We start from the raw sequence: 11,913 nt of genomic DNA on the forward strand, positions 1-11,913 counted from the left end.
AAATTTATTTTTATTTTCACTGTCCAAAAAGCTACTTTGTTGCGCTATTCCCTCTATATAGCGCATAACACCTTTCTCTTGATGGATTAGATCCTACAAAAGCGATTATCACGGATGCCATCACTTGCCTTATCTTTACATTCATCAAGTTAATAGAGAAAAACACCATGAACTCAATGCCACATGAACTTGTGTGGGGCGAAGTTTACTTCCCTCCCTTGTTGCTGGTTATTGCATTGGCTTACATGCTCACCATTTTGGTTGGAACCGTTGCAACAAAACTGGGACTCCACAAATACGTTGCATTTCCTGCGCTCGCTGAGCTAAGCCTAATTGTGATTTTTACTGGCGTTATTGGTCGATTCATTACCATATTTTGAGGCAAATTCCGTGATAAAACGTTATCTCATCACACTGCTATTACTGTGTTCCGCTGGCACCGTGATTTTCAGCTACTACCAATCATACTCTGACAACCCTTGGACTAGAGATGGCCAAGTTAGCGCGCACATCGTTTCTATAACCCCCCGCGTAACAGGACAAATCATCCAAGTCTACGTCGAAGACAATTCGCAAGTGAAACAAGGCGATTTGCTGTTTGAGATTGACCCAAGCATCTATAAAGCGGCGTACCACAAAGCGCTAGCAGCTCAAAAGCAAGCCATTGCATTACTAGCAAAGGCCAAAAATGAAGAGCAGCGAGCACTTAAGTTAGAAAAGCGCACACCTGGCGCCGTACCTGTACTGACATTGAATAACCTAGACAATGCGGTGGAGACAGCCGTTGCCAACGTAGAACTCGCGAAAGCCAATGTTGAAGAAGCCAAGCTAAACCTTGATTACACAAAAGTTTATGCGCCAACGAATGGTTATATCACTAATTTGAACTTACGCGTCGGCTCTCAAGTCGTCGCTAACTCCCCAGTCGTGGCTTTAATTGATGAAGACAGCTTTTGGATCGAAGGATATTTCAAAGAAACGGATTTAGTTGGCGTTGATCCACAAGATAAAGCCTACGTGACCTTAATGATGCACAATGAAGCTGTGCTGGAAGGCAAAATCAAAAGCATTGGCTACGGCATTGCGAAGCAAGATGGTAGTACTGGTAACGATCTTTTGCCCAATGTGAACCCTAACTTTCAGTGGATACGCTTAGCTCAACGCATTCCAATTAAAGTTAAATTAGATCACTTACCGAAAGATTTTCAACTACGTGTTGGTATGACGGCCTCTATCAAAATCATCAAACAATAATGTGGTGGAATGTATGTTTAATGCCTCAACCAAAGAAGCAATCAAAGCTGCGCTGTCTATCGTTATCGCGATCTGCCTTGCCTTATGGTTTCAATGGGAGAAACCGTATTGGGCAGCGATCGCAGTCGCGGTAATGGCATTAAATGAAAGCTTCGCTCACTCAATAAACAAAGGTCATAATCGCTTATTAGGAACCCTCCTTGGCATCGGTTATGCCTTTTTCCTCATCACGACGTTTTCTCAAGATCGCTTTTTGTTTCTCACCTTCTTCACCTTGTTTTTAGGTGCGTGCATTTTTATGTCGAGCGACGAAAAGTATGGTTATGTGTTCTCTATCGGTTTTGCTGTGTGCTCCATCATCGCATGTATGGGAGGATTTGATAGTCAAGCAACGTTCCACTTCGCTGTTCTTCGTATGCAAGAGACGATTCTTGGTGTGATCACGTTTTCTGTTGTGTACCGATTAGTCTGGCCAGTCAGTACAGAACAAAACTTCATTCAACGTTTTGAGGCCAGCAGAGAGGCGATGCTTAACGCTATGAAATCGCCCAATGATATAGATATTGAAGCTCTTGAGACCAACACCGCCAACATAGAAAAGTTATTCCAACTGGTCGGCTTACCACTTACTGGCAGCTACCACTTGAAAGAACATCGTCAGCTATGGCGTGCGCGTTTAAATGAGATGGCACAAATCCAAGACCGATTGCTAGAACAAGCAGATAAATCGCAAAGTCGTGAGATCGATTGGCCAACGCTAACGCAGCAACTTCAAAGCTTTGATATTAAAAATCCAAGTACGTCGCTCATTGGTCACGTTGCTTATGTTATGCAAAGAGAGAAAAACACGGTTTGGCATCACGAGCATCGGACCTTCATCCAGCATTTGAATGAAGACGGCAGAAAGGTACTGCAAGGTGTCTCCATGTTCGTAACGTCACTGCTGATCTGGATTTACCTTCCTGTGCCCGGAGGTTTCATTTTTCCGATGCTAGCAGGCGTGTTCTCTTCAATCGTTCCTACTATGCCACCAAGCATTATTAAAGATGCATTTTTTGGTGTGATAGGCACTGGCACGGTGATTCTATTGCAATACATTTTCCTAATGCCAATGATGACCGAGCTTTGGCAGCTTGGGCTATTCTACTTCATCAACATCATCGTGATTTGGAAGGTATTTTCCACACCAAAGCTGATGGTACACAGAATTCTAGGTATTAACTTATTGGTTGTCTTGACATCAGGAGCGCTCAATTTAACCCCAGCGTATCGAATTGAAACGCCCTTGCTGATGCTGGTAAACATTATGACTATTTTGATGATTGCCAAGTTGTTTACTGATCTGTTCCGTGTTCGCGTCACGGCCTAAGCGTCACCTCCGTTCTTGAAACTAAAGCCCCGCATTGCTTTTGCTCTGCGGGGCTTTTTGCTTTGTTCACTGCCCTATTCCTGCCTCACCCATAAAGCGAGGATAGTATCCATCAAAAGCGATTAACGGAATCTCTCTTCACCTCATAAAATCCTCTCATTGATTCACGAAATGCAATCGAAAACTCTGCATTCACAACGTCAATCACAGCAAACACATCTATCTAACTGAACAAGAAGTTCAGTGACACATTAACTGTCTGAGTCTCGAAGGTTTGAGGCTATTCAGAGTGGAAACTGTCATGAGTTTTTTTGAATTACGCGCCGGCAAGACGTCTTCTCTTACTGTGCTCGCGAGCGCACTAATGCTTACTACCCCCACTTTTGGCTTCGCCGCTGAAGAGACGACGACCTACAACGAAGTAATCGAGCAAGGCCGAGCACTGTTCGACAAATACGGTATCAGTCATGATTTACCAAAACTGGCCATCAGCTCTCTAGTTCAAGGCGAGCATTTGGTCGAGCATGCCCACCGAAGTGTTAAAATCGGTGATAGCGTTCGCGATTCGTCCGTCTACTTGGTTAAGAACACCGATAACAAAGGCAACATTGATCTGCGTATCAAGTACAACCCTGAACAACTCGATGAAAATGAAAAAGTACTTGATGAGATCGAAGCTTTCACACGAACAGAATACCGCCTTCGAAACTACGCGGAGAGTTTTGATCCGTCATCAGTAAGAGCCAAAGAGGATCAGAATGGTAATGTGATCATCAGTTTTAATTACTCAAAATACGGTCTTCCTCAAGATATCGCCTACTTTCGCTTTTTAAGCGTTGATATTGAGTTGGTTAATGGTGAACCGAAACGTATGGTCATTACCAACGATAAACCGTTCACACATCACAACTACCAAGTGGATTCTTACGATCAAGAGATCCTCTTCCAGAAATTAACATCAGGCAAAATTGCGATTGCCAGTAAAAACACCAAGATAGTTGGTTCAAAGAAAAATAAACCCCTCGAAATGATGAGCAGCGTAAAACCGGTAGCGATTTATGAAGATAAGCTTGGCGTGCAAGTACTAGACGAAAAACGCTTGAATGAGGTCTCTGATCCACGCATGCAAGAAGCCAGTGTTAAGCTAGACCGAGTTTTTCCTTTAATGGGTGATATGGTTCGTCGTCAAGGTATCGATTTGCCTCTGCCGTTTGGTGTGTCGCTAGCGTATCGAAATCAAGATATGAATATTCCATTTAATGATTTCACGATTGAAGGCATCGGCCTTAATGAACTGTTTGATCCAGAAGACAGTGTCGGCATCGTCAGTGCTGAGAGCATGACGCTTCGTGGCGATGTAAACATCCTGCCATTTTGGAATGTATTTGGTTACATCGGAAAAGTTAATGTCGATGCCAATGTTGATGCCGCCTACACGGGTGAAGGTGGCCAGTACATAAAAGATAAGCTGAACGATAAACTGCCAGGATTAGGTGATAAGTTTTGCGATGGTTTATCTGCACTTTGTAGTCGCGGACGCTTAGACGTGCCGCTGCATTTGGAATATGACCTTCGTGGTATAGGTACAACCCTTTCGGTTGGCTATAAAGAATTCTTTGCTTCTGTCACTGGTACCTATTCGCAAACTCGCTTAAAGGGCTTAGATGATTGGGGCGATGGTATTGTTACTGTACAGCCGATGTTGGGTTATCAACTTGTCGATTATCGCACGCAGTTCTTTGTCGGAGCAGAATATCAAGGACTGGACGCTCGAATGGACGGGCATGTAAAAAGTGGTGATATCGAATTCGATTACGACATTGGTGTAGATCTTAATCAATGGGCGTTTTTGACTGGTTTCAATAAGCAAATCGGCAAAAACTACAACCTGACCTTTCTCTATAACAAAGGGGAAACTCGAGAGTCAGTAACCTTAAATCTTGGTTACCGTTTCTAGCTCTCATAAAGAGCCGGCCCCTAGACGATGGTAGGACTGCATCCTACAAAGGCGATTACTGAAACTGTCGCCGATGTCCTACCATTTGAGCCATCAATACAACAAGCCATCCAACCATTCACGGATTAATGCCAAAGCGTCAGGACGTCGCTTGTTAGATGCCGTTTAACATTTTCGGTGCACGCACCAAATGACTTTTTGGACATAACAATGACTTTACTCAATCGCTCAACTTTAGCCATTACCATCACTCTTGCCTTAGCAGCTTGCAGTGATGACTCAAGTAAACCTAGCGTTCCTAACGGCCCGAAGCCACTACAACCCTTACCACCAGAGCAAATCGCTTTGGAAATTGGCGATGCAACCATTCAAGCGACCAAAGAGTCCCTCGTCATCACGCCTCTTGATGCGGATGAAAAACTGGCAGCGGTAGAGGCGTTCAAAGGTATCCAATTTGCGCAAGCAGACCGCTTTCAGCACAGCATTGCGGTCCCACTTGAAGGCGATATTGATGCGACTCAGTTCGGTGATGCGTGCCCGCAGTTAAAAACCACGGCACAAACGCAATCAGAAGATTGTTTGAACCTAAACATTTGGCGACCAGCAGGGACAGAAGCGTACGCAGATTTGCCAGTGTATGTCTTTATTCACGGTGGAGACTTTGAATACGGCGCGGGCTCAGAACCGCTGATTCATGGTGATATGGTGGTTGCACAAGGTGCTGACGATGGTAACCCGTTTATTGCAGTTACTTTTAACTATCGCTTGGGCTTGTTGGGCAGTGTTTGGGTCGATGGTTTGGACAACCCAGAGGGCGGTAACTTTGGCCTAGGCGATCAAAAACACGCGCTTGAATGGGTTCAACAAAACATAGAGGCATTCGGCGGCAATCCGCAAAACGTGACACTCATGGGTCAAGGTGCGGGTGCCATGTCTGTGGGAATTTTACAGCAATCAAAAGGCGATGCTGCAATCGCAGGTGAGCACTTTCAACGTGCCATCATGCAAAGCAACGCTTACGGCTTTGAATATAAAAGTTACGATGTTGCCAAGAGCCAAAGACCAGAGCAAAGCGTTGAAGATCTTGCGTTACTGCCACTTGAAGAGGTTATGAAGGTACAGAGCGAGATGCTTGACCCTATTCAACGTCTTAAGAACTGGGTACTGACCGCCGCGAATATTCCGGTTATAAGCCCAACACGCGACAACAGCCCATTAGCTACGTTGATGCCATTTTCGCCTTACATCGAGCATCGCCCACCAGCGTTTCTAGTGAAAGAAGTACCGGGCTATCACTTTACTGAACAAGCGATTGAGAGTGAATGGATCGTACCGACGGTAATTGGCTCAAACAGTGCAGAAAGCAATACTCTGGGCATGCTGCCGAGCCTGACATTTTTGATCCCAACTATTATTGAAATCTTGGGCCAAGAAGCGCCAGAAATCATTGAAAGTGGTGACGAAACCTTAATCGTCGAATACATGGTTGAGTGGCTAGAATCGGAAACGAACTTAAACCGTTTACGTGCTGAATATCGTTCATTACTCAGCGATTCAGCTTCAATTGAACTCGATCTTTCTGACTTATTTGAACTGCTACCTAGCACCGCTTATGAGGCGATGACTAAGTTGTTCTTCGGTTTGGGGAACTCCGATTCAACCACGGAGTTACTTGCTCTGACTGACTTCTTCCCTAACGATGAAAGCGAACTGAATGGCGCGGCCAAAAACATGCAGCAATTCAAAACCACGTTGCATGATTTGCTCTTCACGGGTCCAAACCGTCATAAAGTTTCAACTGAAGAAGCAACAGGAGCGACGCCAAGCTTCTACTACTTTGACTACAAACCCGGATTCAACGTATGGACTTACAACACCAAAGGTGAAAATGGCGATCTTGACGTTGGTGATTTACTCAAGAGCATCAGTTGTATTGTGGGCGCTTGTAATGCATCGGAATTACCATTTGTGTTTAACAAGGCATTAAAGCTTGATGGTTCAAGTGTTCGCCCGGGTAGCAAAGACAAAGCAATGATGAACGAGCTCTCTCGTATGTGGTTTAGCGAACGTTTATTTGAAGACTTCCAATACAACAGCGCGACTGACCGAGTATTGCTGATCGATAACGATGGCGGTATTCAATCCACACAAGATTGGGACAATGCTCATCACTCAGGCATCGATCCAAAACTGCGCCAAGGTCGCCTCAACGGTCTCGAGGAACTTGGGCTGATTCTGAGTCACATGTAACGTTATCTTCAGTTACTAAAAACTCGTTACCAAATACCTAAAAGCCAGTTCACTGGCTTTTTTCATCCTTATTCCTTGAACATCATTAGGAAGGTTTACTCATGTTTCCTAACGCCCTTCGTGCCCTGCTACTCTTTATCTTCAGCGCACTATTGGTTGGCTGTGCCCAGCCCTACCCGCAAGTTGAACCGGATTTTGAAGCCAATTGGCAAACTACTCAGCATCAAGCCGAAGTTTACTTAATTCCTACCGCTCCAGAAGCCTTTGCGCGTCGCGTTGAACTGGTTAGAAATGCTCAGCAAAGCATCGATATGACTTATTTTTCTTGGGAGAGTGACGCGCTTGGTTTGATGCTACTCAATGAACTCAAGCAAGCAGCAGATAGAGGCGTGCAAATTCGACTCACTCTCGATGATCTATTGGTTTTTAACGAGAAATGGCTTGCTGATCTCAGCGCTCACGACAACATTCAAATTCGTTTATTCAATCCGTTTGATTCACGTAAGTCAGGTTGGATTGGTCGCGCCGTCAACTTCTCTACTCATCAACAACGTTTGGACAATCGTCTGCACGAGAAGTACTTCAACGTTGACCATCAATGGATGATTCTAGGTGGACGTAACATTGGCGACGACTATTTTGGTTACAGCCGCAAAGCCAACTTCTTTGATATGGATGTCTTGTTCAAAGGCAGCATTATTCGAACGTTCGACCAGAACTACCAACAACTTTGGGACAGCGAGCATGTTACGCCGATAGAAAACATCGTTAACGTTACCCCAAACTATTCCGCGTTTACTGAAGCGCTTAATAAAGGTGAGAAAGACAAAAGCATCATTCTGGCGGAAGTTGAAAAACAAGTTAAGCAACTGACCAGTCCCGACTTCATCGCTGCGCAAGTCACCCCCGTTTTCGACTCATTAAACAAGTTAGCAAACAACAAACCCTACTTTAGAAAACGTGCAGAACACCAAGTTTGGCAACAAATAACCACTGCATCCAAAGCAGTGATATCAACGCCTTACGTGGTACCGAGTGATGGTGAATTTGCCTTTATTGATACCTTGATGGAGCAAAAAGCGGACATCACGTTAATGACGAACTCGTCTGCCTCTAATGATTCTGGCTTTATTCCGGCTTATTACGAGGAGCATCGCCAAACCTTGTTGGATAAGGGCGTTCATATACTAGAGTACAAAAACCAAGCGAAAAATGATGACCATTACTTCCATGCAGATACTTATTATCACAACAAGACGGTGATACTCGATGATCGGCTGACTTATATCGGCTCATCAAACTTCGACCCAAGATCGGATTTCCTCAATGTGGAATTTGGTGTGTTGGTCCAAAGCGAAGCTTTTGCAGAACATGTCATGCACTACTTAACTCGACAACAAGATGAACTGTTTTGGCAAGTATCTCGAGATAGACAAGGCCAAACTCAGTGGCAATCAATGAATGAGATCCATACTAAGAATCCAAACTATGGTGGATGGCATAAGGCGCCTAACTGGATATTCAAGAAACTGAATGGTGAGTTCGAACTCTAAACAATCAAGACTTAAAAAGGCTCTCTATCTGCAAGGATGAGAGCCTTTTTAATGCCCGCTAAAACTGCGTGCCTAGCGAAAAGTGAACGCGGAATTGGTCTCCTTGAGGAGCATCTAAACCGTAAGCAAAATCCACTTTGACGGGCACGTATTTTGAGCTCCATATCAAACTCAACCCTGTACCGCTTTTCCAATCCACCCTATCGTTGAAGGCATCACCGACATCATAAAATGCCCCAAGCCACAATTGGCGGTAGACCTGATATTGATATTCCAGCCCAGCAGTAAACATGTAACGAGCACCGGTTAAATCGCCATTTTCATCTCTCGGAGAGATAGACTCATAACCATAACCACGAAGATTGCCATCACCTCCCGCAAAGAAACGTAATGATGATGGAATATCGCTCAAAGTGTCAGCGACATTAATGCCAACATTAGAACGAAAGTGAAACTTGTGTTTTTCACTAATGTCCCAAGACAGAACACTATTGCCCTCAATACGTAGCAAACGAGAATCCGAGAAAAAATTGGGGTCTGAGTATTCCAATGAGTAGACGTGACGGTGCTTTACTTCTAATTGATCGTTCTTACGATCAAGCAGTGAAAATGTCACCCCCGGTAATAACAACTGTGATTCGTTATTCTCCGACGCTTGTCGATAACTCTCTTGCAAATAACGAACGTGCATGGTGCTTTGCCAATCACTGTCTAACTGCCAGTGTTTTTCAAACGATAAATCATTAGAAAAACTCGATGTGTCTCGATAGTCGACATGCTTAGATTCAAACTGAATCCCGTAGTAATCCGTTAGAACATTTTGTGTGGGAATTTTGTAACCAAGTAATAGCGATTGTTCCGGTTTGGAAGCGTACGCTTGTGCCTCAAAACTGTGTCCACGTGCGTTATACCAAGGCTTGCTCCAATTCAGCGAAGCGCGTAACCCCAAGTCTGTCGAATACCCACCGCCGACTTGCACAATATTGCGTGAATTCGGCTCTGCTAGCACTTCTATCGGCACCTTATGACCATCGGATACCTCCTCGAAATCCGCTTTCACAATCACACTGCGAAACCAATCAGCACTGGAGAGATCGGCCTGATATTGACTCAATTTCAAAGTGTCAAAATCGTCGCCCCACTCAAATGTTCTCATCGCTTCTATTCGAGCCGTTTCGATACCCGACGTAAGGACAGAGAGCTCTCCAAATTGGTAACGAGAACCACTAGAGAAATGCAGATTCACATGAGCTTGATTCAAACTTGGAATGACTTCCAAAGACGATTCGATAAAACGTCCATCTAAGTAACCTTTTTGCTGAGCCAATGAAATCAAGTTTCGTTTTAGCGTGTCGTACTCAGAATGAAGCAACGGCTGCCCTTGTTTAAGTTGAGCTTGATTAATTAGTTCGATGAAATCTTGATCGTTACTGGCCTCTCCCGACACAGCAATATTAGATTTTTTGACCAACATAACCTCCCCCGCGTCAACCTCAAGCGTGATGAGATCATTCTCTGATCTCCGAACATTGAGCTCGGAATGATAGTAGCCATAAGGGTTTAACGCATTATTAACCATCTGCGTTAGTCGATTTGAGGTAATGTTTGAAACAGAGAGTTTCGTTAGTGGTGTAAGGTGACTTTCAAGATTTTTCTCTAATATTGGTGTTAGCCCTTTGATTTTAAATTGCGCTCCGAGTGCATGATGTAAAGGCATAGAAGCTAAAACTGATATACCTATTATTTGTTTAATGAGAGGAGACACACCGCTACCTAGTTTAGCAATACACTCGACAAGGTTAATGATGGAATGGCATATCTGTTAATCGCGTTTGTAGGATTGCTCCCTACGAAATCCTCTCGAAAATTCACGTTTCACAAGTAGATTCTTTGAACAATAAGTGGGCTCAAGCTAGGAGGTGGCAAATCATGCGGTCTGAAATAGGTATACTGTTTGCCAAAAATACAAAACCCAACGCTGAATGGATCTCATCAAGCGTTGGGTTACATTGATAATGTGTTTTTTAATCTAAAAAGCGGTCTGTTTGTAAAACTAGATCGAAGAACAGTTTCCTTTTTCTGCCATGTCGACTTTTAGTACTTCTGCTTTACCTTTGCTTTCGTCTACGAGTTCTACGCCCGCACCACCAACAAATACACCCATTTTAATGTATTGATTAACGAAATAATTACGGCCCTCTTCCGTTAAGATAGTTAAGTGATTTTCAGAAAACTCAGACTCTGTACTTACTTGATGTTCTTTATTGCCTTCGACCTCATGGTAGAAGAATACACCAGGAGCGGTTTCACCAATACATTCCCCATCGACGTAAACATACTTTTTAAGCGCTGCTCCGACAAAAGCATCTTCTCGGTAAATGTAAATCCCTGCGTTCCCTTTTTGAGGTGCTTCAAATGATTTCATTTGATTTGATACTGTCGAATCAACAGTAGGAACAGAAGCACAACCTGACAAACCCAAAAGGAATGCGGAACACAGAATTACTTTATTTTTCATGTTATTAACCTAGCTACGATAAAATCGCGCCAACCATACTATAAATAAATACGTTCACTTATTGGTATTTTTGAAATTTGTGATTCAACCTATGCAATAGCACTCATTTAGCGTATAGATTGAGCAAACATTAGCCATATAATAATCACGAGAATAAAATGCCCTGTATCTAACGATCACTAAATGCCACTTTACTCGCTAGACTGATAAGTAGAATACCTGAAACACCTTCAAGAGTTCTTGAATAACGCTGAGAGTGTGGACGACTAAATACCCAATTACCCACAGATGCGTACAAAACGTTACATGTCGTCGCAAGTACGCTGAACAGCAAGCCAAGTACTAATAATTGCATTGATGTTGAGCTTGCAGACGTATCAATAAATTGAGGCAGAAACGAGAGAAAGAATAGCGCTACTTTTGGATTCAAGACGCTGACGATAACCCCCTGAACAAACACATTTTTATTATTATCAACATTTTTGTTTTCAACGATTTTACTTTCTCCACGCCACATAGACAGTAATGACTGAACACCTAAATAAACTAGGTAAGCGGCCCCTAACCATTTAACAACGCTAAAAGCCAAAGATGAACTCAGAATTATTGCTGACAAACCTAAACATGCCGCTAGTGTATGAAAAAAGTAACCAATACCAAGCCCCAGAGCCGCTTTCAGCCCAGCAGATAATTTACCTTTCATTGTATTGGAAACAATATAAATTACATCAGGTCCAGGAATCATGTTGATAGCGAGACAAGCGACAACAAATAATAATAGTGAGTTTGAATCCATTCTTTTCTCCAAATTAACGTCTTGCGGGATAACATTTCATCGAACTACAAGTAATGCAACGTCCAGGTTTCAATTGGTTATATTTAGTATTAACAACACGTTACTAATACTACAGCACTGCGCGAAGAGCACAATCATGAACAGTGATACGAATTAAATTATGGGCCTTTGTTAGCCCTTTGAATGATAATATTTAGCATCGTTTGGTTGTAAGCT

At 43.3% G+C, this 11,913-nt stretch carries 9 protein-coding genes; 6 read left to right on the plus strand and 3 right to left on the minus strand.

Features of this window, described 5'->3' with window-relative positions:
* The first annotated feature begins 167 nt into the window (after positions 1-167).
* The 6 genes from R7Q38_RS19380 to R7Q38_RS19405 all read left to right on the plus strand — a co-directional run bounded on the left by R7Q38_RS19380 (position 168) and on the right by R7Q38_RS19405 (position 8,383).
* A complete protein-coding gene (locus R7Q38_RS19380; protein WP_005377106.1) occupies positions 168-380 on the plus strand; it encodes a DUF1656 domain-containing protein in 213 nt (70 codons plus the stop codon).
* 10 nt (positions 381-390) lie between these two features.
* Positions 391-1,254 carry an HlyD family secretion protein gene (locus tag R7Q38_RS19385; protein ID WP_005377105.1) on the plus strand — a complete coding sequence of 288 codons (864 nt, stop codon included), beginning with the start codon at positions 391-393 and terminating at the stop codon, positions 1,252-1,254.
* Between the two features lie 13 nt (positions 1,255-1,267).
* Positions 1,268-2,623 carry an FUSC family protein gene (locus tag R7Q38_RS19390; RefSeq protein WP_065274594.1) on the plus strand — a complete coding sequence of 452 codons (1,356 nt, stop codon included), beginning with the start codon at positions 1,268-1,270 and terminating at the stop codon, positions 2,621-2,623.
* 301 nt (positions 2,624-2,924) lie between these two features.
* Positions 2,925-4,580: a hypothetical protein gene (locus R7Q38_RS19395; protein WP_017821369.1), complete on the plus strand. Its 1,656-nt coding sequence runs from the start codon at positions 2,925-2,927 to the stop codon at positions 4,578-4,580.
* A 210-nt stretch (positions 4,581-4,790) separates the two neighbouring features.
* A complete protein-coding gene (locus R7Q38_RS19400; RefSeq protein WP_017634577.1) occupies positions 4,791-6,830 on the plus strand; it encodes a carboxylesterase family protein in 2,040 nt (679 codons plus the stop codon).
* 101 nt (positions 6,831-6,931) lie between these two features.
* Positions 6,932-8,383 carry a phospholipase D family protein gene (locus tag R7Q38_RS19405; protein WP_130546142.1) on the plus strand — a complete coding sequence of 484 codons (1,452 nt, stop codon included), beginning with the start codon at positions 6,932-6,934 and terminating at the stop codon, positions 8,381-8,383.
* A gap of 58 nt (positions 8,384-8,441) precedes the next feature.
* Here R7Q38_RS19405 and R7Q38_RS19410 read toward each other — a convergent pair whose 3' ends face one another.
* From R7Q38_RS19410 to R7Q38_RS19420, 3 genes are all read right to left on the minus strand, one after another.
* Positions 8,442-10,100: an autotransporter assembly complex protein TamA gene (locus R7Q38_RS19410; RefSeq protein WP_239939012.1), complete on the minus strand. Its 1,659-nt coding sequence runs from the start codon at positions 10,098-10,100 to the stop codon at positions 8,442-8,444.
* Positions 10,101-10,436: 336 nt separating this feature from the next.
* Positions 10,437-10,901: a DUF2846 domain-containing protein gene (locus R7Q38_RS19415; protein ID WP_005377099.1), complete on the minus strand. Its 465-nt coding sequence runs from the start codon at positions 10,899-10,901 to the stop codon at positions 10,437-10,439.
* Positions 10,902-11,070: 169 nt separating this feature from the next.
* Complete coding sequence (locus R7Q38_RS19420; RefSeq protein WP_033907480.1) at positions 11,071-11,697, minus strand: LysE family translocator; 627 nt, start codon at positions 11,695-11,697, stop codon at positions 11,071-11,073.
* Positions 11,698-11,913 lie beyond the last annotated feature (216 nt).

The organism is Vibrio sp. Vb0598, assembly GCF_033338935.1.
Classification (GTDB): domain Bacteria; phylum Pseudomonadota; class Gammaproteobacteria; order Enterobacterales; family Vibrionaceae; genus Vibrio; species Vibrio alginolyticus.

Coding starts and splice junctions, on each gene's coding strand:
- R7Q38_RS19380 (WP_005377106.1), top strand. CDS start 168: ATGAACTCAATGCCACATGAACTTGTGTGGGGCGAAGTTTACTTCCCT.
- R7Q38_RS19390 (WP_065274594.1), top strand. CDS start 1,268: ATGTTTAATGCCTCAACCAAAGAAGCAATCAAAGCTGCGCTGTCTATC.
- R7Q38_RS19395 (WP_017821369.1), top strand. CDS start 2,925: ATGAGTTTTTTTGAATTACGCGCCGGCAAGACGTCTTCTCTTACTGTG.
- R7Q38_RS19400 (WP_017634577.1), top strand. CDS start 4,791: ATGACTTTACTCAATCGCTCAACTTTAGCCATTACCATCACTCTTGCC.
- R7Q38_RS19405 (WP_130546142.1), top strand. CDS start 6,932: ATGTTTCCTAACGCCCTTCGTGCCCTGCTACTCTTTATCTTCAGCGCA.
- R7Q38_RS19410 (WP_239939012.1), bottom strand. CDS start 10,100: ATGCCTTTACATCATGCACTCGGAGCGCAATTTAAAATCAAAGGGCTA.
- R7Q38_RS19415 (WP_005377099.1), bottom strand. CDS start 10,901: ATGAAAAATAAAGTAATTCTGTGTTCCGCATTCCTTTTGGGTTTGTCA.
- R7Q38_RS19420 (WP_033907480.1), bottom strand. CDS start 11,697: ATGGATTCAAACTCACTATTATTATTTGTTGTCGCTTGTCTCGCTATC.